The organism is Pseudomonas sp. IC_126 (assembly GCF_004331835.1).
GTDB lineage: Bacteria > Pseudomonadota > Gammaproteobacteria > Pseudomonadales > Pseudomonadaceae > Stutzerimonas.
Window position 1 is genome coordinate 1,106,975 of sequence record NZ_SJSS01000002.1, and the last position, 22,569, is coordinate 1,129,543.

26 protein-coding genes are annotated in these 22,569 nt (G+C 58.3%); 13 read left to right on the forward strand and 13 right to left on the reverse strand.

The genetic code is table 11. The annotated features are described in order from the left end of the window. The first annotated feature begins 8 nt into the window (after positions 1–8). Positions 9–1,907, forward strand: coding sequence for a sulfate adenylyltransferase subunit CysN (cysN, locus tag E0D86_RS10425; RefSeq protein ID WP_131649924.1), 1,899 nt, complete (start codon positions 9–11; stop codon positions 1,905–1,907). 126 nt (positions 1,908–2,033) lie between these two features. On the opposite strand, the gene E0D86_RS10430 is transcribed toward cysN, so the two are convergent. The 7 genes from E0D86_RS10430 to E0D86_RS21750 form a co-directional block, all read right to left on the reverse strand. After that, positions 2,034–2,474, reverse strand: coding sequence for a YtoQ family protein (locus E0D86_RS10430; protein WP_131649925.1), 441 nt, complete (start codon positions 2,472–2,474; stop codon positions 2,034–2,036). A 366-nt stretch (positions 2,475–2,840) separates the two neighbouring features. Further along, positions 2,841–3,737 (reverse strand): ABC transporter ATP-binding protein, encoded by an 897-nt coding sequence (locus E0D86_RS10435; protein WP_131649926.1) that lies wholly within the window; start codon positions 3,735–3,737, stop codon positions 2,841–2,843. Next, on the reverse strand, positions 3,734–4,564 hold the full coding sequence (locus E0D86_RS10440; protein WP_256681176.1) for a hypothetical protein: 831 nt from the start codon (positions 4,562–4,564) through the stop codon (positions 3,734–3,736). Before E0D86_RS10440 ends, E0D86_RS10435 begins: the two co-directional genes overlap by 4 nt. Before the next feature lies 1 nt (position 4,565). Next, on the reverse strand, positions 4,566–5,375 hold the full coding sequence (locus E0D86_RS10445; RefSeq protein WP_256681177.1) for an ABC transporter permease subunit: 810 nt from the start codon (positions 5,373–5,375) through the stop codon (positions 4,566–4,568). Positions 5,376–5,511: 136 nt separating this feature from the next. Next, complete coding sequence (locus tag E0D86_RS10450) at positions 5,512–5,691, reverse strand: type IV pilin protein (RefSeq protein WP_131649927.1); 180 nt, start codon at positions 5,689–5,691, stop codon at positions 5,512–5,514. Between the two features lie 62 nt (positions 5,692–5,753). Beyond that, positions 5,754–6,200 (reverse strand): hypothetical protein, encoded by a 447-nt coding sequence (locus tag E0D86_RS10455; protein WP_131649928.1) that lies wholly within the window; start codon positions 6,198–6,200, stop codon positions 5,754–5,756. Positions 6,201–6,214: 14 nt separating this feature from the next. Next, positions 6,215–6,400 (reverse strand): type IV pilin protein, encoded by a 186-nt coding sequence (locus tag E0D86_RS21750; RefSeq protein ID WP_125023576.1) that lies wholly within the window; start codon positions 6,398–6,400, stop codon positions 6,215–6,217. A gap of 514 nt (positions 6,401–6,914) precedes the next feature. Between E0D86_RS21750 and pilB the strand changes: the two genes are divergently transcribed. The 5 genes from pilB (at position 6,915) to yacG (ending at position 11,819) form a co-directional block, all read left to right on the forward strand. Further along, on the forward strand, positions 6,915–8,618 hold the full coding sequence (gene pilB, locus E0D86_RS10465; RefSeq protein ID WP_131649929.1) for a type IV-A pilus assembly ATPase PilB: 1,704 nt from the start codon (positions 6,915–6,917) through the stop codon (positions 8,616–8,618). A gap of 2 nt (positions 8,619–8,620) precedes the next feature. Further along, positions 8,621–9,844 carry a type II secretion system F family protein gene (locus tag E0D86_RS10470; RefSeq protein WP_131649930.1) on the forward strand — a complete coding sequence of 408 codons (1,224 nt, stop codon included), beginning with the start codon at positions 8,621–8,623 and terminating at the stop codon, positions 9,842–9,844. 3 nt (positions 9,845–9,847) lie between these two features. Then, positions 9,848–10,711 carry an A24 family peptidase gene (locus tag E0D86_RS10475; protein WP_131649931.1) on the forward strand — a complete coding sequence of 288 codons (864 nt, stop codon included), beginning with the start codon at positions 9,848–9,850 and terminating at the stop codon, positions 10,709–10,711. A gap of 308 nt (positions 10,712–11,019) precedes the next feature. Continuing rightward, positions 11,020–11,628 (forward strand): dephospho-CoA kinase, encoded by a 609-nt coding sequence (gene coaE / locus E0D86_RS10480; RefSeq protein WP_131649932.1) that lies wholly within the window; start codon positions 11,020–11,022, stop codon positions 11,626–11,628. Further along, entirely contained in the window at positions 11,625–11,819 is a 195-nt protein-coding gene (gene yacG, locus E0D86_RS10485) for a DNA gyrase inhibitor YacG (RefSeq protein WP_131649933.1), read from the forward strand. Before coaE ends, yacG begins: the two co-directional genes overlap by 4 nt. A gap of 183 nt (positions 11,820–12,002) precedes the next feature. Here yacG and E0D86_RS10490 read toward each other — a convergent pair whose 3' ends face one another. Both E0D86_RS10490 and E0D86_RS10495 read right to left on the reverse strand, forming a co-directional pair. Next, a complete protein-coding gene (locus tag E0D86_RS10490; RefSeq protein WP_131649934.1) occupies positions 12,003–12,695 on the reverse strand; it encodes an energy-coupling factor ABC transporter permease in 693 nt (230 codons plus the stop codon). 78 nt (positions 12,696–12,773) lie between these two features. After that, a complete protein-coding gene (locus E0D86_RS10495) occupies positions 12,774–13,811 on the reverse strand; it encodes an NADP(H)-dependent aldo-keto reductase (protein WP_131649935.1) in 1,038 nt (345 codons plus the stop codon). Positions 13,812–14,205: 394 nt separating this feature from the next. Here E0D86_RS10495 and rplM point away from each other — a divergent pair, with 394 nt between their 5' ends. From rplM to E0D86_RS10530, 7 genes are all read left to right on the forward strand, one after another. Next, the gene (gene rplM / locus E0D86_RS10500) at positions 14,206–14,634 is read left to right on the forward strand and encodes a 50S ribosomal protein L13 (RefSeq protein WP_019342644.1); all 429 of its coding nucleotides are present in this window, start codon (positions 14,206–14,208) and stop codon (positions 14,632–14,634) included. A gap of 14 nt (positions 14,635–14,648) precedes the next feature. Continuing rightward, a complete protein-coding gene (gene rpsI / locus E0D86_RS10505; RefSeq protein ID WP_131649936.1) occupies positions 14,649–15,041 on the forward strand; it encodes a 30S ribosomal protein S9 in 393 nt (130 codons plus the stop codon). Positions 15,042–15,303: 262 nt separating this feature from the next. Further along, positions 15,304–15,897 (forward strand): ubiquinol-cytochrome c reductase iron-sulfur subunit, encoded by a 594-nt coding sequence (gene petA / locus E0D86_RS10510; RefSeq protein WP_131649937.1) that lies wholly within the window; start codon positions 15,304–15,306, stop codon positions 15,895–15,897. Then, positions 15,897–17,108, forward strand: coding sequence for a cytochrome bc complex cytochrome b subunit (locus E0D86_RS10515; RefSeq protein ID WP_131649938.1), 1,212 nt, complete (start codon positions 15,897–15,899; stop codon positions 17,106–17,108). The genes petA and E0D86_RS10515 overlap by 1 nt, the downstream gene beginning before the upstream one ends. Then, the gene (locus tag E0D86_RS10520; RefSeq protein ID WP_131649939.1) at positions 17,108–17,917 is read left to right on the forward strand and encodes a cytochrome c1; all 810 of its coding nucleotides are present in this window, start codon (positions 17,108–17,110) and stop codon (positions 17,915–17,917) included. Before E0D86_RS10515 ends, E0D86_RS10520 begins: the two co-directional genes overlap by 1 nt. Before the next feature lie 89 nt (positions 17,918–18,006). Further along, entirely contained in the window at positions 18,007–18,624 is a 618-nt protein-coding gene (locus E0D86_RS10525; protein WP_131649940.1) for a glutathione S-transferase N-terminal domain-containing protein, read from the forward strand. A 12-nt stretch (positions 18,625–18,636) separates the two neighbouring features. After that, complete coding sequence (locus E0D86_RS10530) at positions 18,637–19,050, forward strand: ClpXP protease specificity-enhancing factor (RefSeq protein ID WP_131649941.1); 414 nt, start codon at positions 18,637–18,639, stop codon at positions 19,048–19,050. 96 nt (positions 19,051–19,146) lie between these two features. Here E0D86_RS10530 and E0D86_RS10535 read toward each other — a convergent pair whose 3' ends face one another. The 4 genes from E0D86_RS10535 to E0D86_RS10550 form a co-directional block, all read right to left on the reverse strand. Continuing rightward, a complete protein-coding gene (locus E0D86_RS10535) occupies positions 19,147–19,725 on the reverse strand; it encodes a BON domain-containing protein (RefSeq protein WP_131649942.1) in 579 nt (192 codons plus the stop codon). Then, positions 19,722–20,315, reverse strand: coding sequence for a phosphoheptose isomerase (locus E0D86_RS10540; protein ID WP_131649943.1), 594 nt, complete (start codon positions 20,313–20,315; stop codon positions 19,722–19,724). Before E0D86_RS10540 ends, E0D86_RS10535 begins: the two co-directional genes overlap by 4 nt. A gap of 98 nt (positions 20,316–20,413) precedes the next feature. Beyond that, a complete protein-coding gene (locus tag E0D86_RS10545; protein ID WP_131649944.1) occupies positions 20,414–20,785 on the reverse strand; it encodes a YraN family protein in 372 nt (123 codons plus the stop codon). After that, positions 20,782–22,542, reverse strand: coding sequence for a penicillin-binding protein activator (locus E0D86_RS10550; protein WP_165914218.1), 1,761 nt, complete (start codon positions 22,540–22,542; stop codon positions 20,782–20,784). The genes E0D86_RS10545 and E0D86_RS10550 overlap by 4 nt, the downstream gene beginning before the upstream one ends. Between the last annotated feature and the right edge of the window lie 27 nt (positions 22,543–22,569).

Consider the following 22,569-nt stretch of genomic DNA (forward strand, 5'->3'; position numbering starts at 1 on the left):
TCCGCACCATGTCTCATCAGTCTGATTTGATCAGCGAGGACATCCTCGCGTACCTGGCCCAGCACGAGCGCAAGGAGCTGTTGCGCTTTCTCACTTGCGGCAACGTCGACGATGGCAAGAGCACCCTGATTGGGCGCCTGCTGCATGACTCGAAGATGATCTATGAAGATCACCTCGAAGCGATTACCCGTGACTCGAAAAAGTCTGGCACCACCGGCGATGACGTGGACTTGGCACTGCTGGTCGACGGCCTGCAGGCCGAGCGCGAGCAGGGCATCACGATCGATGTCGCCTACCGCTACTTCTCTACTGCCAAGCGCAAGTTCATCATCGCCGACACGCCCGGTCATGAGCAGTACACCCGCAACATGGCCACCGGGGCCTCGACCTGTGATTTGGCGATCATCCTCGTCGACGCCCGCTACGGTGTGCAGACCCAGACCAAGCGCCATAGCTTCATCACCTCGCTGTTGGGCATCAAACACATCGTCGTCGCCATCAATAAGATGGACCTGATGGACTTCGACCAGTCCGTTTTCGAGCGCATCAAGGCGGATTATCTAAACTTTGCCGAGCGCATCGATCTGCAACCGTCTTCGCTACACTTCGTGCCCATGTCGGCGCTCAAGGGCGACAACGTGGTTAACCGCAGCGAACGCGCGCCCTGGTATGAAGGCCAGTCGCTGATGGAGATTCTCGAAAGCGTCGAGATCGCCGGCGACCGCAATTTCGATGACCTGCGCTTCCCGGTTCAGTATGTCAATCGTCCCAACCTCAACTTCCGCGGCTTCGCCGGCACCCTCGCCAGCGGCATCGTGCGCAAGGGCGATGAGATCACGGTGCTGCCGTCCGGCAAGCGCAGCAAGGTCAAATCCATCGTCACCTTCGATGGCGAGCTGGAACAGGCCACGCCGGGCGAGGCGATCACCCTGACGCTGGAAGATGAAATCGACGTGTCCCGTGGCGACATGCTGGTTCACGCCGACAACCAGCCACGCATCGCCGACGGCTTCGAGGCCATGCTCGTATGGATGGGCGAAGAGCCGATGCTGCCGGGCAAGAAATACGACATCAAGCGCGCCACCAGCTATGTGCCGGGCTCGATTGCCAGCATCACCCATAGCGTCGACGTCAATACTCTGGAGCATGGCGCGGCGAGCAGCCTGCAGCTCAACGAAATCGGTCGCGTCAAGGTCAGCCTGGATGCGCCGATCGCCCTGGATGGCTACGCGCAGAACCGCACGACTGGCGCATTCATCGTCATTGATAGGCTCACCAACGGCACCGTTGGTGCCGGCATGATCATCGCTGACCCGCTTGCTCATGGTTCTACTGGGCATCACGGTGCGCTGGCTCATGTGTCCACCGAAGAGCGCGCAGCGCGCTTCGGTCAGCAGCCGGCCACCGTGTTGTTCACTGGCCTTTCGGGCGCGGGCAAGAGCACGCTGGCCTACGCCGTGGAGCGCAAGCTGTTCGACATGGGGCGGGCGGTATACGTGCTGGATGGCCAGAACTTGCGCCACGATCTGAACAAAGGCCTGCCGCAGGACCGTGCCGGTCGTACCGAGAACTGGCGCCGCGCCGCCCATGTGGCGCGCCAATTCAACGAGGCGGGTCTGCTGACCCTTGCGGCCTTCGTCGCGCCGGATGCCGAAGGCCGCGAACAGGCCAAGGCGTTGGTAGGTGCTGATCGCCTGCTCACGGTTTATGTCCAAGCTTCGCCGCTGACCTGTCAGCAACGCGATCCACAAGGCTTGTATGCTGCTGGTGATGACAACATTCCCGGCGAGTCCTTCCCCTACGATGTGCCCGGCAATGCCGATCTGGTAATCGACACCGAGTCGTTGACGGTGGAAGAGGGCGTCAGGCAGGTCGTTGATCTGTTGCGCGGGCGCGGCGCGATCTAAAAAGCCGCGGTAACAAAAACGCCCTGCAGATGCAGGGCGTTTTTGTTTATAGCGGTTGCTTTGCTTGTGTAGGAGGCGCGCCCTCGCGGCGAATGCAGGCTATCGGCCTGCCGATATCGCTAGCTATCAGTCGCGAACCACGTACTTAAGAATCCCCACCACCTGCTCGGTGGTCGTAGCCCAAGCCATGGCGGCTGCGTCGACTTCCTTCAACGGATGCACAATGTCGTCGCCGTGCAATGTGACATAAGGTTTACCCAGGGCTGCGCAGTAACCGGCGTCGAAGGCCGCGTTCCATTGCTTGTACTTGTCGCCGAAGCGCACCACCACGAGGTCGGCTTGTTGGATCAGTGTCTTGGTACGGATCGCGTTGATCTTGGAGGACTTATGGTCGCGCCAGAAGCCATTAGGCTCTGCCCCCAGACAGTCGCCAGCGGCATCGCTGGCGTCATGGTCGGTCACGGCGGAAGTAAAGACTACATCCAGCTCGGCGGCGTTGGCGCCGCGCTCGATTTCATCGCGCCAATCGGTATGGATCTCGCCGGACAGGTAAACGGTAAAGGGCATGGTTCCTCCTGAAAATTAGTGTTGCCTGCGGTATGTCTGCAGGCACAGAGGGGGGATGCTAGCCCGCAGGAGGCTCTAAGACCAGCCGATGCCGTACGACGCGCAGCGTGAGGCAGCGCAAAGCATGAATCGCAATACAGCTAACGAGCGTATCGACATCCCGCTATAGCTGGCTTGTAAGCAAGCTTCGCCCCGTCACCCACCAACAAAAGCAAAGCCCGCACCGCACCTCTTATTTTGGGATGCGCCCCCCGCGGCGACAGCAGGCGATAGCCTGCTAGCAAAGCCCCAAAGTTTCGCATCGGGTCGGCTCTCCACAGACACCAAAGCCACACCGTGCCCTTTTGTTAGGTCGCGGCCTAGACTTTAAGAGGCGTCGGCGAGGATGCGGAAGAATACCGTTTCCAGTGATACGGCCGGTTTAATGGTCAGCAGATGGCCGCCATTGTTTCCAAGTTGGGCGATGGCGGCGGGTAGCTCGGCTTGTGATAGCTCGCATTCGAATTCGCCGGGTCGCAGCGCGACACAGGTTTGCCCCATGGCTTGGTCCGCCTGGTAGCGCAGGATAAAGCAGTCGGCACGCTCGGCGGCCAATTCGCGGGGTGATCGGACCGTCACCAGTTGCCCCTTGTTGATGAAACCGAAGCGGTCGGCGATACGCTCAACGTCATGCAGCACATGCGAGGTGAAGAAAATCGCGCCGCCCTGTTTCTTGTAGTCGTTGAGGATATCGACCACGTCCTTACGGCCTACCGGGTCGAGGCCCGAGAGCGGTTCATCGAGGATCAGCAGCTTCGGCTCGACTGCCATCGCATGGGCCAACGCGACCCGCTGCGCGGTTCCCTTGGACAGCTCACGCATACGGCGCTTGCCGGTGCCGTCTACGGAAAAGCGTTCCAGCCACTCCAAGCACCAGGCATCGGCATCGGTGCGTTTGATGCCGTACATGGACAGGCCCATGCGCAGGATTTCCAGCGGCGTGAACTGGTCGTATAGCGCCGGCGCTTCCGGCACGTAAGCCATGCCCCGGCGGGCCTCGGCCTGGCGCGCATTGGTGCCGTAAAGTGTCACCTGGCCCTGATAGTCATTGATGATGTCCAGCATGATCTTGATGGTGGTGGACTTGCCGGCGCCATTGGGGCCGACGAAGCCGAACACCTCGCCTTCGGCCAGGCTGAAGCTGACATCACGCACAGCCTGGACCTGCTTGCCCTTGGTGCGATAGGTATGGCTGACACCCTTGAATTCCACGGCTGCGCTCAAGGTTGTTCCTCCAGTCCGGCGATCTTCAGTTTTTTCAGCTCGATGTGTCCGTCACGCAGCTCGTAGCCGAGGCGCAGGGGGTCGACTGGCAATTGATCGAGGATGCCTCGATCGACCAACAGTTGAAGGTCCGTCAGCGACCCATGTTCGCCTTCGTACTGGCGCTGTGCTTCGCGTAGTTGAATCAGCCCCTGCAAGCGGACGACGCGCTTGTCGAGCATGTCCTCCAGCTTGGGGTCGGGGCTGCTGTCGCGTTGCTGGATGAGGTAGTTGAGCGCCAGTCGCTCATCAGCGAACTGCTCGGCGCGCAGCATCACGGCCAGTTTTTGCATAGCGGCAGCGTTATCGGTGGAGCGTTGCGCGCCGATCTCCAGCATGCGGGCGGCTTCCTCGTTGTCACGCTGGAAGAACGACAGGTTGATGCCATAGAAGAAGGGCGGGAATTCGTCCCAGAAGCGACATTCGACGGCGGCGCGCAGCACCTCATTGCCTTCTTCCACGGCGCCGCCCCAAGTCAGCAGGCCGTTGGCGAGATAGTAGTTGTCCTCATGGCAGGCGTTGAGCCGGGCAACTTCGCGCTGGGCGCGGACCAGATAGTCGGTATCCACGCCACGATCATCCAGACCGGTGGCGGCCAAGCGCATCGTTTCCAGATTGGCAGCAAGGAAGCGGTCGCCGCCGTTTAGCGCGACCAGCAGCGGCGCAGGAATCACCACGCGGTCGGCGAAGAATTGAGGCGTAAGCACTACTGGTTGTTGGGCACGCCAGGCGGCGATGGTCGCGAACAGGGCGAAGCCTGCCAGGGCTAGAAGCAGGGGTGGGCGCATATCAGGCAAAACGCTTGCGTTGCAAGGCCCAAACTGCCAAGGCCAGCATACCGGCCGTATAGGTCAGGCTGGACAGTACCAGCCATGGCCAGTCGGCAGGCAGCAGTTCTATCTTGCCGTAGAGGGCGATCGTGCGCACATCCAGTGCGCCCAGATCGGGCAGCAGGTAACCCAGTAGTCCGACGCCGGAGCGGTAGCTTTCGGCATCGCTCACCACGTCTGCATTGTGAGTCAACAGTTCGACGATGGCACCGAAGGAGCGGGCGACCAGCATAAAGCCGATGGTGCCGATCAATACGAAACTGGGTGTAGATGCCACAACGGCAAGTAGCGTGGCGACGGCAGAGAGCAACAGCAAGTCGAGACCGATAAAAGCGATGGTGATCAGATAGTGATAGCCTAGTGCAACAGGAGTTCCTTGCGCATAGCCCCTGCCAATCAGCCAGACCAGCAACCCCAGCGCGCCAGCCAGCAGCAGCAGCAGTCCGAGCGCCAGGGCCGAGACAGTGATAAAGCGGCCTAGCAACAGGCTATGCCTTGGGTGAGGATAGGAAAGGGTATTAAGAAAATAGCGTCGGTCGAATTCGCGTGAAAGCAGCTCTTGGGTCATCAATACCAGCACGAGAGGCAACAGAAAGCGAATTACCGAAAGGCCGATATCCAGTGCCACGGCGGTGGGTTGGCGACCGCTGAACTGGGCGGAAAGCAGCGCGGCGAGAATTACTACCAGCAAGCATCCCATAACCATCCAGTCAGCACGGGCGCGTGTTGCGAGGCGGAGGCCGGTGGAGAAATTTGGCGAAGATAGCATGAAAGGTATCTGGCTATGGCAGTCAGCGTGCGGAAGAAGGTATTGTACCAAGTTTATCTGTAGCGCTAGTATGAATTGGAGTGGTTGTTCGCGAAAAATACTTCATGGGAATAATGAGAGGCGAGCTTAAATTTGATTAACGTAACATGTGCATTGCGAGAGCCGCTATCGCATTGCGAGCATCAGCTGCAGCTGCAGCGTCGGAACTTTGTGTGCGGTACTCATTAAACTGTGGTGATGCAATTGTAATTAGAAGCGCCACAATAGCTACTGTCAGAATTAGTTCGATTAGCGTGAAGCCGTGCGCGCTTTTCATGGTTGTATTTATAATGTGTCAAAGCCGCTGCAAACTCATCTGAGTTTGCAGCGGTATCAATCTTAGTTCGGCAGAACTGCGGTAACTGTTGTATCGTCGCAGAATCCGCCCAGGCTTGTGGCACCGATGCTCCCGCCAGTAGTGGAGCCTACAAATGCTTTGCCTTTATTGTCGACGTTAAAAGTATTCTCTGGCCCAGTGCCTTGACAGCTGGGGTCGTTGTATGTTGGTTCGCCTTGTTCATTGGCGCCGGTGACAACGCAGCGCTCTGGGCCAACTTTGCGGCTGCCAGCAAAATGGCAAGTCGCGACGGTGATGGAGTTGTTGTTCTTGGTGCAGTTGTAGGCGCCGTGAACGTTGTTTGACAGCGTAAGTACTACGTTGTCAGCCAAAAGCTCACACTGGGCATTACCAATGGCTCCGCCGGAAGTGATTACGGTCGGGGCGGCAAATGCATTGCTAGCAAAAAGGCTGGAGGCAATAACAAAACCAGCAAAAATCTTCTTCATCTCGTTATTCCTTATCAGAGCTGTGCGGCAGACATAACGGTAAGGGTGTTTTTCGCGTCCGCGTTGGCTACGGTATCGTTCGACTTAGCACGATACTCATTGAACTGCGGAATAGCGATCGCAGCCAGAATGCCGATGATCGCAACCACAATCATCAGTTCAATCAGGGTAAAACCTTTTTGCTTCTTGATGGACTTCATTGAAAAGCTCCTTTGTTGGTGAGGTCGTTGGACCTGTCGAATAAGGAGCAGCTTCTGTGCCAGACGAGGTGGGTGGTTGGGTGGAAGTTTTGGGGCTGTGCGCTGCGTCGCGTTTCCCTGCGGCTTTCTGGTGCGGCGTTTGGGTGGGAGTAGAGGTTTCGGGTGCGAGTTTTCTCTGCGGGGCGTGCCTTCCAAAAAGGCGGACTGTGCTTAAAGCTCCTGCCGGGCTTGGGTTGTAGGGACTTTGAAGGTGGATGCTGTGCCGGTGAATCAGCCTTGTTGAACTGGCTTTGCTTCTATTAGCGGTGCTGGGCTGGGTTATTCGCCGCGAGGGCGCGCCTCCCACGATGATGAAGGTGCGATGTAGTTGCGATGGCCGTCACTGCTGATTGTTAAATCACTCTTCTAGTCAGCAAGTGACAAAAAATGCCACCTTGTTTGTGCGCGTTTGGCTCTCCCCAGGAACTGCGTTATAAGGGCGCTATATTTTATTCAGCCTTTATGGGCATTTCAGATGAACGAAAACGCTCCCCTCGGCGGTCTGGCTCGCCAGTTGGTATTGGTCGGTCACCTTGATGAAAAAGTTGCGCTACAGGCACAGCACCAGGCCCAGCGTAATCAGGTGCCGCTGGTTTCCTGGTTGGTGCAAAACAAGCTGATAAAAAGCCGAGCGATAGTCGATGTTGCGGGTGAGCAGTTTGGTGTTCCGTATTTCGATCTGAGTGCTTTAGACAAGGAAACCCAGCCTACGGACCTCATTAGCGAGAAGCTGGTGCGTCAGCATCGTGTGCTTCCGCTGCAGCGGCGCGGCAATAAGCTGTATGTCGCCGTTTCCGATCCAACCAACCATCAAGCCATTAGCGATATTCAGTTCAATACCGGGCTTTCGGTCGAGTCGGTGCTGGTCGAGGATGACAAGCTCGGCGAGGCCATCGAAAAGCTGTTCGAGTCTGCCAATACGGCGCTGGATGGGCTCACCGATTCCGATCTGGATGATCTGGATGTCGAGATCAGCGGCGCTGCCAAAGAAGACGATGGAGAGCACAACGAGGCGGATGACGCGCCGGTGGTCCGCTTCGTCAACAAGATGCTACTCGATGCGATCAAGCGTGGCTCGTCTGATTTGCACTTCGAGCCCTACGAGAAATCCTATCGGGTGCGTTTTCGTACCGACGGCGTGTTGCACGAAGTGGCGAGGCCACCGGTGCAGTTGGTCAGTCGAATTTCCGCGCGCCTTAAGGTCATGGCGGCGCTGGATATTGCCGAGCGGCGCAAGCCGCAGGACGGCAGGATCAAGATGAAGGTCTCGAAGACCAAATCCATCGACTTCCGTGTCAACAGCCTGCCGACATTGTGGGGCGAGAAGATCGTGATGCGGATTCTCGATTCGTCCAGCGCGAAGATGGGTATCGATGCACTGGGCTATGAAGAGGATCAGAAGGCGCTCTATCTGGCTGCGCTGAAGCAACCGCAGGGGATGATTCTGGTCACCGGCCCGACCGGCTCGGGCAAGACGGTTTCGCTGTATACCGGTCTGAATATCCTCAACACCATCGATGTGAACATCTCCACTGCCGAAGATCCGGTGGAGATCAACCTGGAAGGCATCAATCAGGTCAACGTCAATCCGCGTCAGGGCATGGATTTCGCCCAGGCGTTGCGCGCGTTCCTGCGTCAGGACCCTGACATCATCATGGTCGGCGAAATCCGCGACCTGGAAACCGCCGAGATTGCGATCAAAGCGGCTCAGACAGGCCATATGGTGATGTCGACGTTGCACACCAACAGTGCTGCCGAAACCCTGACCCGCCTGCGCAACATGGGGGTGCCGGCCTTCAATATTGCAACCTCGGTCAACTTGATCATTGCTCAGCGCCTTGCGCGCAAGCTCTGCCCGAGCTGCAAGAAAGAAGTGGAGGTGCCCCGCGAAGCGCTTTTGAAGGAAGGCATCCCGGAAAACAAAATCGGTACTTTCCAGCTTTACGGCCCGGTGGGCTGCGACAATTGCAACGGCGGTTATAAGGGCCGTGTCGGTATTTATGAAGTGGTTAAAATCACGCCTGCTCTACAGCGGCTTATCATGGAGGAAGGGAATTCCATCGATATCGCCATTCAAGCGCGCAAAGATGGCTTCAATGATTTGCGTCTTTCGGGTCTGGTCAAAGCCATGCACGGCATCACCAGCCTGGAGGAAGTTAACCGCGTGACCAAGGATTAACCATGGCGCAGCAGAAAGCGTTGAAAACCAGTGTGTTCACCTGGGAAGGCACTGACCGCAAGGGCAGCAAGATCAAGGGTGAGCTGTCTGGCCAGAGCCCGGCGCTGATCAAGGCGCAACTGCGCAAGCAGGGCATCAATCCGCTTAAGGTGCGTAAAAAGGCGGTTTCGCTGTTCAGCGCGGGCAAAAAGATCAAGCCGATGGACATCGCGCTGTTCACCCGGCAGATGGCGACCATGATGAAGGCCGGCGTGCCGCTGCTGCAGTCGTTCGACATCATCGGCGAGGGTTTCGATAACCCGAACATGCGCAAGCTGGTCGATGACGTGAAGCAAGAGGTGGCCGCCGGTAACAGTTTCGCCGGTTCGCTGCGCAAGAAGCCGCAATATTTCGATGACCTTTATTGCAACTTGGTGGAATCCGGCGAGCAGTCCGGCGCGCTGGAAACCTTGCTGGACAGGGTCGCGACCTATAAGGAAAAGACCGAGCAACTCAAGGCAAAGATCAAGAAGGCCATGACCTATCCAATTGCGGTCATCGTGGTGGCAATCATCGTTTCCGCCATTTTGTTGATCAAGGTGGTGCCGCAGTTCGAAAGTGTGTTCCAGGGGTTTGGTGCGGAGTTGCCTGCCTTTACACAGATGGTGGTCGGGCTTTCGCGTTGGCTGCAGGAATGGTGGTATCTGGTTTTGATCGGCCTGTTTGCGGCTGCATTTCTGTTCAAACAAAGCTACAAGCGTTCGGAAAAATTCCGCGATGCGCTGGACCGCGGGCTTCTAAAGATGCCCATCGTTGGCGACATCTTGTACAAAGCTGTAGTGGCGCGTTATGCGCGGACGCTGTCGACGACCTTCGCTGCAGGCGTGCCGCTGGTTGATGCGCTGGATTCGGTGGCGGGTGCTACAGGTAACGTGGTGTTCCGCAATGCTGTTGCCAAGATACGCAACGATGTTTCGTCCGGTGTGCAGTTGAACTTCTCCATGCGGACGACTGGGGTCTTCCCCTCAATGGCGATCCAGATGACGGCTATCGGCGAGGAGTCCGGATCGCTGGATGAGATGCTGGACAAGGTGGCCAGCTTCTATGAGGACGAGGTCGACAATATGGTCGACAATCTCACAACTTTGATGGAGCCACTGATCATGGCGGTGTTGGGCGTGCTGGTAGGTGGCCTGATCATTGCGATGTATCTGCCTATCTTCCAGCTGGGCAGCGTGGTCGGCTAAAGAATGATTGTGCAAATTCTGGCCAGCAATACGCTGGCCTTTGTTTTCTGCGTGTTTGTGCTTGGTCTGCTGGTCGGCAGTTTTCTCAACGTCGTGATACACCGCCTGCCCATCATGATGCAGCGCGATTGGCGCGCTCAGGCTCGTGAGTTTCTCGAGCTGCCTGGCGAGCCTGCCACGACGTTCAATCTGATCCTCCCTCACTCCCATTGCCCGCATTGCAATCACGAAATTCGGCCGTGGGAGAACATCCCGTTGGTGAGTTGGCTGGCGCTGCGGGGCAAGTGTTCGTCATGCAAGGCGCCGATCAGCAAACGCTACCCTTTAGTTGAGCTGGCGTGCGGATTGCTCTCGGGCTACGTCGCCTGGCATTTCGGCTTCACCTGGCAGGTCGGTGCGATGTTGCTGCTGACCTGGGGACTGCTGGCGATGAGCATGATCGATGTCGATCATAAGCTGCTGCCGGACTCCCTCGTGTTGCCGCTGCTTTGGCTGGGATTGCTTGTCAATCTGTTCGGCCTGTTCGCTACGCTGCCGGATGCGGTATGGGGTGCGGTTGCCGGCTATCTCAGCCTTTGGTCGGTGTACTGGTTGTTCAAGCTGGTGACCGGCAAGGAGGGCATGGGCTATGGCGACTTTAAGCTGCTGGCGATGCTTGGTGCCTGGGGTGGGTGGCAGGTCTTGCCGTTGACCATTCTGTTGTCGTCGGTCGTTGGGGCGGTGCTGGGTACGATCATGCTGCGTGTGCAGAAGGCCGATAGCGGCACGGCCATTCCTTTTGGGCCCTATCTGGCGATCGCTGGCTGGGTCGCCCTGCTTTGGGGTGATCAAATCACGTCGAGTTATCTGCAGTTCGCGGGGTTCTGACGAACGGAGGTTGTGCTTGAGAAGAGCGGACGCAGAGCAGCCTAGCCTGCGTACCCACGCGGGGCGTGGATAAAATCAGATGCAAAAGCTTCGCCCCGAGGGCGGGCCTCCTACATAAGCCGTGGTGCACACTGACCAGTGGGAGGCGCCCCGTGGCGAAGAAGATTTGCCAGCTCGAAGCCCATCGTTTTCATCCCTAGGGCAGACTCACGTTGATTGCGAATTTGCCATCCATGAACTCCAGCAACTTGCATCCACGCTGATCAGGCGTTACTACTGCGCGTCGTTTCTGGTCTGGGCGGTGCGTGATGAAGCCATGGGTGCTTGGTTTGACTGGCGGTATCGGCAGCGGAAAAAGCGCTGTGGTGGAAGCATTCGGGCAGCTCGGGGTGCACTGGGTGGACGCCGATCATGCCGCGCGCTGGGTGGTGGAGCCTGGCAAGCCGGCGTTGAGGTTGATCGCAGAGCGCTTCGGCGAGCCGGTTCTTACATCGGATGGCAGTCTGGATCGGGCGGCGCTGCGTGAGCGGGTATTTCAGGATCCGGCTCAGCGCAAATGGCTTGAGGAGCTGCTCCATCCGTTGATCCGTCTGGAGGTTGCCGAGCATCTCGCTCGGGCAACCTCTCCGTACGCCATCATGGTGTCGCCACTGCTGGTGGAGTCCGGCCAGTATCGTCAGGTCGACCGAGTGCTGGTTGTCGATGTGCCTGAAACTATGCAGATCGAGCGTGCCGCCCGGCGAGATCAGTCCAGCGAAGCGCAGATCCAAGCCATCATCAAGGTCCAGGCCAGCCGCGAGGAGCGCCTGCGTCATGCCGACGATGTGCTGGTCAACGATCATGATCTGGCTTGGCTGAAAGCCGAGGTGGAACGGTTGCACAATTTCTATCTGACGTTGCGAGGAGGTCAGGAATGAGCACTACGGTTGAATGCCCTACTTGTGGCGCGCCAGTCGAGTGGGGCGTGAAGAGTCCGAATCGGCCGTTCTGTTCCGAGCGCTGCAAGCTGATCGATCTGGGTGCCTGGGCGTCGGAAGAGCATGCGATTCCGGGCAATGAGCTCGAGGATGATCTTTTTTCCGGTGACGTGCCGCCTCGCCAGCACTGAGGCCTGGGCCAGCAGAATGGCGGCTTGAAGCGGTCGTCTAGCCCGTAGATGCATTCGCCGCGAGGGCGCGGCTCCACGGATCGGATGCATCTGGCGCTTTGTGGGAGGCCCGGCCTCGGGGCGAACGTGCTTTATGAGCAATAGCAGCTTGTCGCTTGTGCTGGGTTGCGTTACCGGCACTGCTCAAGCCTGCTTGTTGCCGTCATCTTTCCAGGGGGCTTGCAAATAGCGGCTGCGGTTGAAGGTTTCCATCCAGTCTGGATAGAAGACGACCAGAGCGCTGACGACGGTTCCGTTGATGAATGCCTCGGGAAACATCACCAGCCAGATATAGCCGGCAAAGTCTTCCAGCCAGGGAGGCATTGGATAGCGACCATCGATCAGCAGGATTCCCAGTCCGGCCAGAATGCACAAAAGCGCTGCTAGGCCGGCGGCAAAGAAGCCGGAAAAGAAAATGTAGACGAAAAGATTTCGCGGCTGGGTGCGTTCCACGGCAAAGGCGCAGAGCTCCGTTACCGTAACCGGTATCAGTACTAACAGCACGCCATTCAGGCCGAGCGCTACCAGCTGTTGATGGCCCGTCACGGTCAGCCCAAGCTGGGCAATGAAGGCGGCAAGGATTGCCAGTGGCCAGTCCAGTAAGAGTGTTACGGCTGTCAGTCCGATGAAGTGGAAGGACAACCCAGAGTCGAAGTCTCGACGAACCAGCCACAGCAGAAATATCGCCAGAACGGCGCCGAACACTAGATGCTGGCGCCGGGTATCGCTGAACAGTTCCACCCAGGGCGCTCGCGCGCAGGCCCAGAGCAGCCCGGCGGTATAAAGCAGCCAGCCCAGAAAAAGGCTGAATGGTGCGAGCAGTTCGGCGGCAATCATGTTCGGGCTCTTCGCTTGTGCGGGCTGGGTTTGGCGATCGTGGCGATACCAATATTCTGGCTCTTTTTTGTGTATTCCTCAGGGTGCGGGATTGGGTTGTTCGGTGTGAATCGCCTCTATGCCTTCAAGCACCTCGGCGGACAGTCGCAATTCGGCGCTGGCGAGATTGGTTTCCAGCTGGTCGAGTGACGTGGCACCGATGATATTGCTAGTGACGAAAGGCTGTTGCGTGATATAGGCCAGCGCCATCTGGGCCGGGTCCAGGCCATGTTCGCGAGCAAGTGCCACATATCGAGAGCAGGCGGCTTGCGACTGTGGATTGGTATAGCGCAAAAAACGGCTGAACATCGTGATTCGTGCTCCGGCCGGTCGAGCGCCTTGTTCGTATTTGCCGCTGAGCATGCCAAAAGCCAGGGGCGAATAGGCCAGCAGCCCGCACTGTTCGCGAATGGCTATTTCGGCCAAGCCGACCTCGAAGGTGCGATTGAGCAGGTTGTAGGGGTTCTGGATCGAAACGGCGCGCGGCCAGCCTCTGGCTTCGGCGAGCTGCAGGAACTTCATTGTGCCCCAGGGGGTTTCGTTCGACAGACCGATGTGGCGGATCTTTCCGGCCTTTACCTGCTCGTCCATGGCTTCGAGCGTTTCCTCGATGGGCGTGAAATCCTGCTCCTGATGGCGGTAACCGAGTTGGCCGAAGAAATTGGTGCTGCGTTCTGGCCAATGCAGTTGGTACAGATCGATCCAGTCCGTCTGCAGGCGCTGAAGGCTTGCATCGAGGGCCGCAACGATGTGCTGCCTGTTCATCTTCAGCTGGCCGTCACGGATGTGACTGATTCCATTGCCGGGTCCGGCGATCTTGCTGGCCAGGATCCAGTCGGCACGATTCCCGCGGGCCTTGAAATAGTTGCCGATGTAGCGCTCTGTGGTGGCATAGGTTTCCGCTCGCGGCGGCACTGGATACATTTCGGCGGTATCGAGGAAGTTGATGCCTGCGGCTCTGGCGCGATCCAGCTGAGCGAACGCTTGATCCTGATCGTTCTGTTCGCCCCAGGTCATGCTGCCCAGGCACAGCGCGCTGACATTCAATTCGGTGCGGCCAAGTTGGCGCAGTTCCATGCGGAGTCCTTTGGTCTGTTAGGTTCGTGAATCGGATTATGGGGTCGGCCGATAAGTTTCGTTCTGAGCCACGAGCCGAGTCGGTTCGTGCTGATGCGCGATTATGCCTCGGTGAGTGACGGGGCGGGCACGGCGGGTGATGATTCGCCTACTAACATGCTTGCTATTTTTCGCGTAATCCGGATAATTCCGCAGCCTGTCGCCGGGGATGCCTAGCCCGCTGACGCAAAAACCAAGGTAGGGGATGCCTAGCCTGCCGAACACTGCCGTAGCGGACGCGCTGACCCGAGCCCCCGATAGCGTCTGTTTCCGGCTGTCCTGGCCTTGCCAGGGCGAGCACCATTCAGTAAGATTCGCCGTCTTATTTTCAGGGCGGCCCCTGAGGCTATAACGAATGAAGACTTTTACTGCTAAACCGGAAACCGTCAAGCGCGACTGGTTCGTCGTCGACGCTGCCGGCCAGACCCTGGGTCGTCTGGCAACCGAAATCGCTAGCCGCCTGCGTGGCAAGCACAAGGCGGAATACACCCCTCACGTCGATACCGGTGACTACATCGTTGTTATCAACGCTGAGCAAGTGCGTGTTACCGGTGCGAAAACCACCGACAAGATGTACTACTCTCACTCCGGCTTCCCGGGTGGCATCAAATCGATCAACTTCGAGAAGCTGATCGCCAAGGCGCCAGAGCGTGTGATCGAGACCGCGGTCAAAGGCATGCTGCCTAAGAACCCGCTGGGTCGCGACATGTATCGTAAGCTGAAGGTGTACAAGGGTGCCAATCATCCGCACACCGCTCAGCAGCCCCAAGAACTGAAGATTTAACGGAATAGTTCATTATGTCGGCGACTCAAAATTACGGCACTGGCCGTCGCAAGACTGCAACCGCGCGCGTGTTCCTGCGCCCGGGCACTGGCAAGATTTCCATCAACAACCGTGAGCTGGACAACTTCTTCGGGCGCGAAACCGCTCGCATGGTGGTTCGTCAGCCGCTGGAGCTGACCGAAACCGTCGAGAAGTTCGATATCTACGTTACCGTTCTTGGTGGTGGCGTAAGTGGTCAAGCTGGCGCCATCCGTCACGGCATTACTCGTGCGCTGATGGATTACGACGAAACACTGCGTCCTGCTCTGCGCAAAGCTGGCTTCGTTACTCGCGATGCTCGCGAAGTTGAACGTAAGAAAGTCGGTCTGCGTAAAGCGCGTAAGCGTCCGCAATACTCGAAGCGCTAATCCGCTTCACAAAAAACGCCCAGCTTCATACGAAGCTGGGCGTTTTTTTATGGGCTGATTTTCACCCATGCGACAGCGTGTCGCGTTTAAGAAGTCCCGACTTTCGGGGCCTGGCGCCTAGTTGTGTCCGGTTATTACCTTGTCATGCAAGGGGCTTTTCTTTACCATTTGGCGAATTTTTTCGCGGCCTAGTTTTACGGTAGACGCACGTAGTAGACGCCTGCTTTCGGTAGGCCATAAGAAACTGATGGGAGACGACTGAATGAGCAATGACGGCGTGAATGCTGGCCGGCGTCGCTTCCTCGTAGCCGCTACTTCGGTAGTAGGTGCTGCAGGAGCGGTGGGTGCCGCGGTCCCGTTCGTGGGATCGTGGTTCCCGAGTGCCAAAGCCAAGGCAGCCGGTGCACCGGTTAAGGTAAATATCAGCAAGATCGAGCCAGGTCAGCAGATGGTTGCCGAGTGGCGCGGTCAGCCGGTGTTCATCGTGCGTCGTACCGAGGAGGCGTTGGCCAATCTGGGCAAACTCACCGATACGGTCGCCGATCCGAATTCCGAAGCTTCCGAACAGCCGACCTATGTTGATCCTGCGGTTCGCTCAATCAAGCCGGAAGTACTGATTGTGGTCGGACTATGCACTCACCTCGGTTGCTCCCCGTCCTTCCGTCCGGAAGTTGCGGCGCCTGATCTGGGTGCCGATTGGCTCGGTGGCTATTTCTGCCCGTGCCATGGTTCGAAATATGACATGGCTGGCCGCGTCTACAAGGGCCAGCCTGCGCCCTTGAACCTGCCGGTTCCCCCTCACACTTACGAGACGGACTCTTTGGTCGTCATCGGCGTGGATCAGGAGAGCGCGTGATGAGCAAGTTCATGGAATGGGTCGATGCGCGCTTCCCCGCGACCAAGATGTGGGAAGACCACCTGAGCAAGTACTACGCACCGAAGAACTTCAACGTTCTGTACTTCTTCGGTTCCTTGGCGTTGCTGGTTCTGGTCAACCAGATTCTCACCGGCATCTGGCTGACGATGAGCTTCGAGCCGTCCGCCGAAGGTGCATTCGCATCCGTCGAATACATCATGCGGGACGTGGAATACGGCTGGATCATCCGGTACCTCCACTCCACTGGCGCATCGGCGTTCTTCGTCGTCGTCTATCTGCACATGTTCCGCGGCATCCTCTACGGCTCCTACCAGAAGCCGCGCGAGCTGGTGTGGATCTTCGGCATGATGATTTATCTGGCGCTGATGGCCGAGGCTTTCATGGGCTACCTGCTGCCTTGGGGCCAAATGTCCTACTGGGGCGCCCAGGTGATCATTTCGCTGTTCGGTGCGATTCCTGTCATCGGTGCTGACCTGACCCAGTGGATTCGCGGTGACTACCTGATCTCCGGCATCACGTTGAACCGCTTCTTCGCGCTGCACGTCATCGCGCTGCCGATCGTGATCCTTGGCCTGGTGGTTCTGCACATCCTGGCACTGCACGAAGTGGGTTCGAACAACCCGATGGGTGTGGATATCAAGAAGACCAAGGACGAGGCTGGCGTGCCGCTCGATGGCATTCCGTTCCATCCTTACTACACGGTCAAGGATATCGTCGGTGTGGTGGTGTTCCTGTTCGTGTTCTGCGCCATCGTGTTCTTCTTCCCTGAAATGGGTGGCTATTTCATCGAGAAGCCGAACTTCGAAGTGGCGAACGCCTTCAAGACGCCCGAGCACATCGCGCCTGTCTGGTACTTCACGCCTTACTACGCGATCCTGCGCGCCGTTCCGGACAAGCTGCTGGGCGTAATCGCCATGGGTGCCGCGATCGCTGTGCTGTTCGTGCTGCCATGGCTGGATCGTAGCCCAGTCAAGTCCATGCGCTACAAGGGCTGGATGAGCAAGGTAGCTCTCGTGCTGTTCTGTATTTCCTTCGTCATCCTCGGCGTGCTTGGCGTGCTGTCTCCTACTCCTGAGCGCACATTGGTATCTCGGATCTGTACTGCTATCTACTTCGGTTACTTCATCCTGATGCCGTTCTACACCAAGCTCGAGAAGACCAAAGTAGTTCCGCAAAGGGTGGCTGGCTGATGAAAAAGCAATTTGCTGCATTGATTCTTGCACTGGTGCCGGCATTTGGTTTCGCCGCTGGTGGCGGCGTTCACCTCGATGAAGTCGATATCGATCTGACTGACAAGGTAGCGCTGCAGGACGGCCTGAAAACCTTTACCAACTACTGCATGGGTTGTCATAGCGCGCAGTACCAGCGCTATGAGCGTGTTGCGACAGATCTGGGTATTCCAGAAGAAGTCATGCTCGACAATATCGTCTTCACTGACGCCAAGATTGGCGATCACATGAAAATCGGTATGAAGCCGGATGATGCCAAGGGCTGGTTCGGCGCGGCTCCGCCGGATCTGACGCTGGTGGCACGAGTGCGTGGCAATGACTGGTTGTACTCGTACATGCGCAGTTTCTACGAAGACCCGGCGCGCCCGTATGGCGTCAACAATACGGTCTTCCCTAACGTGGGCATGCCGCACGTCCTGGCGCCGCTGCAAGGCCGTCAGGTCCTGCCGAGCAAGTTGCCAGAAGGGGAGTCGGTTGCCTGCAAGCAGGTCCAGGTTGTCGAGGATGGCCGCAAGCAGTTTGATCCGCTGACGGGTACGCCGATCACGCATGAAGACTGCAACGCAATGACGGTTGTGCCGGGCACCGGTGAGCTGACCGAAGCGGAGTACGACGAGAAGATCAAGAATCTGGTGACCTTCCTGGCCTACTCGGCCAACCCGGTCAAGCTGGAAAGCCAGCGCATCGGTACGTACGTGCTGCTGTTCCTGGCGGTCTTCTTCGTATTCGCCTATCTGCTCAAGCGGGAATACTGGAAAGACGTCCACTGATCCGTCGCTGTTATGCGGTACCCTGCGCGCGCCCTTTTGGGCGCGCGTTTTTTTCTGCTGCGCCATAAATTTCAATGAGGAGGGACCCTATGGCCGTGACCAACCGGTTGGCCTGCTATTCCGATCCCGCCGATCATTATTCGCATCGGGTGCGCTATGTGCTTGCCGAAAAAGGTGTCGACGCCGAGATAATCGACGTCGATCCGGTGCGTTGTCCTGTCAGGCTGACAGAAGTGAATCCATACGCCAGCGTGCCTACGTTGGTGGATCGTGATCTGGCTTTGTATGAGCCAGGCGTAATCACGGAGTACTTGGAGGAGCGCTATCCGCATCCGCCGTTGCTTCCGGTGTATCCCGTTGCAAGGGCCAATACCCGGCTGCTGACGCATAGAGTTCAAAGGGACTGGTGTGCTCTGGTGGACCGAATCCTCGATCGCCGAACCACAGAGGCGGTTCGGGTGCAGGCTCGTAAGGAGCTGCGCGAGAGCCTTACAGGCGTATCGCCCGTATTCGCCGAAAAGCCCTATTTCATGAGTGAAGAGTTCAGTCTGGTGGATTGCTGTCTGTTGCCTATCCTGTGGCGTTTGCCCAAACTCGGTATCGAGTTGCCCCGGGCTGCAAAGCCGCTGCTCGATTACATGGAAACCAATTTCGCTCGCGAGGCCTTCCAGGTCAGTCTATCCGCCGTTGAGCGCGGCATGCGCTAAGAGAGGCTGCATATGACTTCAAGTCGTCCCTATCTGGTTCGGGCGTTGTATGAGTGGATCGTGGATAACGATTGCACTCCACATCTGCTGGTCAATTCCGACTATCCGGGTGTTCAGGTGCCTGATGGCTTTGCCAGCGATGGCCAGATCGTGCTGAATGTTGCACCCAGTGCGGTTCGTGGCCTGCAGATGAGCAACCAGACGATTACGTTCGAAGGCCGATTTGGTGGCGTTCCGCATAGTCTGCATGTCCCTTCCGCGGCGGTCATGGCGATCTATGCGCGGGAAAACGGGCAGGGAATGGTATTCGAGATTGAGCCGACGCCGCCGGATGACGATGCGCCCACCGATGATGCCTCGGTTGGAGCAGGCGCACCATCACGCCCGGCCTCTGCGGGCCGTCCTAGTTTGAAGGTCGTTAAGTAAGCAGCTGCAAGCTCCAAGCGGCAAGCCTGAAGCAAGAGCGAAAGAGCACTCAGCTGGCGGAGCTATGGCGCCGCTCATGCTGGCTTGGAGCTGCCTTCAGTCGATATATTCGAACAGTTTGACGATGCGTTGTACGCCGGAGACGCCCTGCACCACGTTTGTGGCACGGTTGCCTTCCTGACGAGTGACGAGCCCCAGCAGATAGACAATGCCGTTCTCGGTGATGACTTTTATGCGCGAGCCGGGAACGTTCTCGTCCGTGAGCATTTGCGCCTTGATCTTGGTCGTCAACCAAGAGTCATTGCTGCGGGCCAGTGCCGATGAGGGCTGCAGTACCTGAAGCTCGTTGTGTACTCGTTTGACGCGCTGTACCGAACTGGCGGCCTGTTCGGCCATTTGCTTCAGCTCTTCCCGTGGCGTCTGGCCGGCCAGCAGCACCACTCCGTTGTAGCTGGCAACGACGATATGCGACGCTTTGTCCAGATCGGCATGAGCCTTAGCGATATTCACGGCTGCTTTTGTTTCGATTAGGGAATCATCGATCTTGCTGCCGATCGTGCGGGTTCCACGGTTGTCGTTGATGGGATCGTCGCGCGTGGCGGTGAGAACTGAGCTGCAGCCGGTTACGGCCAAGGTCAGTGCAAGCGTGAATACAGGCAGTCGAACCGATTTCATTCTTCGCTCCCGAACAGTTGGTTGTCGATCAGATCGCACAGACAGTGGATAGCGAGCAGGTGAACTTCCTGGATGCGCGCGGTCACTTTCGCCGGAACGCGAATCTCGACGTCCTCTGGCAGCAGCAGCGACGCCATTCCTCCGCCGTCGCGTCCGGTGAGCGCGACGACAACCATTTCGCGATCGTGCGCAGCCTGGATCGCCTGGATGACGTTCGCGGAGTTGCCGCTGGTGGAGATCGCCAGCAGCACGTCGCCCGGCTGACCCAGTGCGCGGATCTGCTTCGAGAAAACTTCGTTATAGCTGTAGTCATTGGCGATGGAGGTCAGCGTTGAGCTGTCGGTCGTCAGGGCTATCGCAGGCAGGCTGGGGCGCTCCCGCTCGAAGCGGTTCAGCAGCTCTGATGAGAAATGCTGTGCATCGCCCGCCGATCCACCGTTGCCGCAAGTCAGGATCTTGCCTTCACTGAGCAGCGTGTTGACCATTACCTGTCCGGCCTGCTCGATACTAGGGGCGAGCACCTCCATGGCGTTCTGCTTGGTTTCGATGCTGGCCTGGAAGAGCTGACGTATACGGGATTGCATGTCCATCGGAGTTTAACCTTCAGGTGACGGGCTGGGCTGCTTGGGCCGCGCCGTAAGGAAATTGGTCAGATGCGGTTTTGGCGGTACGGGGCGGAGCGCTCTGATCAACTGTCGAACGCATTTCGGATCCAGTTGGGCTTTTCCGAGGCGTCCGCTGTCGCCCCTATGGCGACCACGTCAAAGCGGCATGGGTGCCTCGCCCAGCGGGACTCCTTCTGCAGGAACAGCTGGGCTGCCTTGATCAGCTTCTGCTGTTTACGCAAGTCGACGCTTTCGAGAGCACCACCCCATGCGGCGTGGCGTCTGTAGCGAACCTCGACGAATACTACTGTATCGCCATCGAGCATGACCAGATCAAGCTCGCCGCTGCGGCATGTCCAGTTTCGACAAAGCAGGCGCAGTCCGTGAAGTTGCAGGTGGCGCTGTGCGAATTCTTCGGCGAGCTGTCCGCTGATCTGTTTGCTGGTTGCGCTCAATAGGGAGTGTCCGCGAGCGGTTGGACTTCACCATCGTGGAATTCGGCCCACGGTAGGCGTCGCTCGATTCGCTGCTCGGGGGTGATGCTGAGCGTGCCGGACAGGCCGTCGAGCTGTGTTTCCGGCAACGCTAGCAGTTGGTTCAGGCGCGGTGCGAGCAGATAGGCGTCGGCACCCATGGCGTATAGCCTGCCCAGGCTTCCCCGCGCTTGTGGCCATTTGCGTTCGATTTCCTGGCGAAGGGGCAGCTGGGGATTCAGCAGCCAGGGTGTTTCGGTGAACCGGATACCTTCGAGATCGAGGTATTGGGTGCGATTATCGGTTGCGGCGTGCAGATGAGAGGTCGCGTATACGGGCAGATCTCCGGCATATTGGAATATCAGGGTGGGCTTGACCTGCTGCGCCTGCTGCGGTGTCGCTGCAAGGAACAGGAAGTCGACATCCTGGCGGCGCGATGGCTGTGATGCAGCGCCGCTGCTGCGTACCTGCAGCAGGTCGGCAATTTGATTGGCCAGTTCGACGGGTTCGGCCAGCGGCGCGGCAGCAACTACGGTTCCACCTTGTTCCTGCCACTCCTGGCGAAACGCGTCATAGACGCGATTGCCCCAGTCGCCCCGCGGCGTCAAAGCTATTGCACGGCGATGCCCATCGGCCCAGGCGCGGCGCGCAACCTCGCGCGCTTCGTCCTCTGCAGCGAGGCCGAACTGAAACAGCTGAGGCGGCGCCTTCTGGTTCGCGTCGCTGTAATTGAGAGCAAGGGTGGTTATCGGCAGCTGCTCGCGGTCGGCCAGCTCGTGCACCATCTTCTTGTCCAGCGGGCCAATGACCAGCTGGACCCCCGACGCCTCTGCCTGTCGGTAGAAGTCATCGAGCGAAGATAGGCGGGAGCTGTCGAACAGCTCGATTTTCAAATCTTGCTGTGCTTCCAGATGCGCGGCGAGAAAACCGTCACGCAGTGCACGCGCTACGCTAGCCAGCGGGCCATCCATGGGGAGCAGTAACGCTACGTGGGTCAGCGGTTTGTCTGCCAGCTCTCGGAGTTTTACCAGCGACTCGGGCAGGCGTCGTGCGGCGGGATGGCTGGGGTTCTGCTGCACCCAGGCGTCGATCGCCCGCTGCTGCTGACTTATGGTTCCGGCCTGTTTTACCGTCGCGGCAAGCGCTAACCAGCCGGAAAGATCCACGTCTGCGGTCGGTTGCAGCTGGTCTGCCGGCAGGCTCGATACCAGCGACCAGATCGCTTCATGATTCCGCTCCGCTGCTTCGCCGCTTAGGAGTGGTGCGATGAAAGTGCGCTCGCGCGCCGCGTCGAGGGGCTGATCGTTGGCTTCAAATGCTTGCGCGCGCGCCAGTTGGGTGCGCAGCTGCTGATCTACCGGCAGCTCCGCGAGGCGTCGGAATGCGGGATGTTGCAAGGCTTGAAGGGCGCGCTGTGGCTCTCCGTCCGCTATTGCCAGCTCCGCCTCCAGGGTTTTGGCAAACATCTGCTGAGCCGGCATCAACTGCTCGATATCGATTTGTTCGAGTATCTGCCGAGCCTGCGCCTGGTTGCCTTGCTGGATGCTCTGGTCGGCAGCCGATAAACGCAACAGTGCAGCTTCGGCCGGGTCGCTGGCATCGGCTTCCTTCAGCAATTGTTGTGTCGACGCCTGCGGAGTGCGCGGCAGCTCGCCCAGGGTAGAGGACGGCGAGCTGGCGCAGGCCGAAAGCACGGCGGCAATGCATAAGAAGAGAAACGGGCGAAAGCGAGCCATCATGTGATCATTCCTGGAGGCGCTGCGAGT

Coding starts and splice junctions, on each gene's coding strand:
- E0D86_RS10490 (WP_131649934.1), bottom strand. CDS start 12,695: ATGATTGCCGCCGAACTGCTCGCACCATTCAGCCTTTTTCTGGGCTGG.
- E0D86_RS10535 (WP_131649942.1), bottom strand. CDS start 19,725: ATGAAATCGGTTCGACTGCCTGTATTCACGCTTGCACTGACCTTGGCC.
- yacG (WP_131649933.1), top strand. CDS start 11,625: ATGAGCACTACGGTTGAATGCCCTACTTGTGGCGCGCCAGTCGAGTGG.
- pilB (WP_131649929.1), top strand. CDS start 6,915: ATGAACGAAAACGCTCCCCTCGGCGGTCTGGCTCGCCAGTTGGTATTG.
- cysN (WP_131649924.1), top strand. CDS start 9: ATGTCTCATCAGTCTGATTTGATCAGCGAGGACATCCTCGCGTACCTG.
- coaE (WP_131649932.1), top strand. CDS start 11,020: ATGAAGCCATGGGTGCTTGGTTTGACTGGCGGTATCGGCAGCGGAAAA.
- E0D86_RS10525 (WP_131649940.1), top strand. CDS start 18,007: ATGGCCGTGACCAACCGGTTGGCCTGCTATTCCGATCCCGCCGATCAT.
- rpsI (WP_131649936.1), top strand. CDS start 14,649: ATGTCGGCGACTCAAAATTACGGCACTGGCCGTCGCAAGACTGCAACC.
- E0D86_RS10515 (WP_131649938.1), top strand. CDS start 15,897: ATGAGCAAGTTCATGGAATGGGTCGATGCGCGCTTCCCCGCGACCAAG.
- E0D86_RS10550 (WP_165914218.1), bottom strand. CDS start 22,542: ATGATGGCTCGCTTTCGCCCGTTTCTCTTCTTATGCATTGCCGCCGTG.
- E0D86_RS10440 (WP_256681176.1), bottom strand. CDS start 4,564: ATGCGCCCACCCCTGCTTCTAGCCCTGGCAGGCTTCGCCCTGTTCGCG.
- E0D86_RS10470 (WP_131649930.1), top strand. CDS start 8,621: ATGGCGCAGCAGAAAGCGTTGAAAACCAGTGTGTTCACCTGGGAAGGC.
- E0D86_RS10455 (WP_131649928.1), bottom strand. CDS start 6,200: ATGAAGAAGATTTTTGCTGGTTTTGTTATTGCCTCCAGCCTTTTTGCT.
- E0D86_RS10430 (WP_131649925.1), bottom strand. CDS start 2,474: ATGCCCTTTACCGTTTACCTGTCCGGCGAGATCCATACCGATTGGCGC.
- E0D86_RS10445 (WP_256681177.1), bottom strand. CDS start 5,375: ATGCTATCTTCGCCAAATTTCTCCACCGGCCTCCGCCTCGCAACACGC.
- E0D86_RS10540 (WP_131649943.1), bottom strand. CDS start 20,315: ATGGACATGCAATCCCGTATACGTCAGCTCTTCCAGGCCAGCATCGAA.
- petA (WP_131649937.1), top strand. CDS start 15,304: ATGAGCAATGACGGCGTGAATGCTGGCCGGCGTCGCTTCCTCGTAGCC.
- E0D86_RS10520 (WP_131649939.1), top strand. CDS start 17,108: ATGAAAAAGCAATTTGCTGCATTGATTCTTGCACTGGTGCCGGCATTT.
- E0D86_RS10495 (WP_131649935.1), bottom strand. CDS start 13,811: ATGGAACTGCGCCAACTTGGCCGCACCGAATTGAATGTCAGCGCGCTG.
- E0D86_RS21750 (WP_125023576.1), bottom strand. CDS start 6,400: ATGAAGTCCATCAAGAAGCAAAAAGGTTTTACCCTGATTGAACTGATG.
- E0D86_RS10475 (WP_131649931.1), top strand. CDS start 9,848: ATGATTGTGCAAATTCTGGCCAGCAATACGCTGGCCTTTGTTTTCTGC.
- rplM (WP_019342644.1), top strand. CDS start 14,206: ATGAAGACTTTTACTGCTAAACCGGAAACCGTCAAGCGCGACTGGTTC.
- E0D86_RS10530 (WP_131649941.1), top strand. CDS start 18,637: ATGACTTCAAGTCGTCCCTATCTGGTTCGGGCGTTGTATGAGTGGATC.
- E0D86_RS10450 (WP_131649927.1), bottom strand. CDS start 5,691: ATGAAAAGCGCGCACGGCTTCACGCTAATCGAACTAATTCTGACAGTA.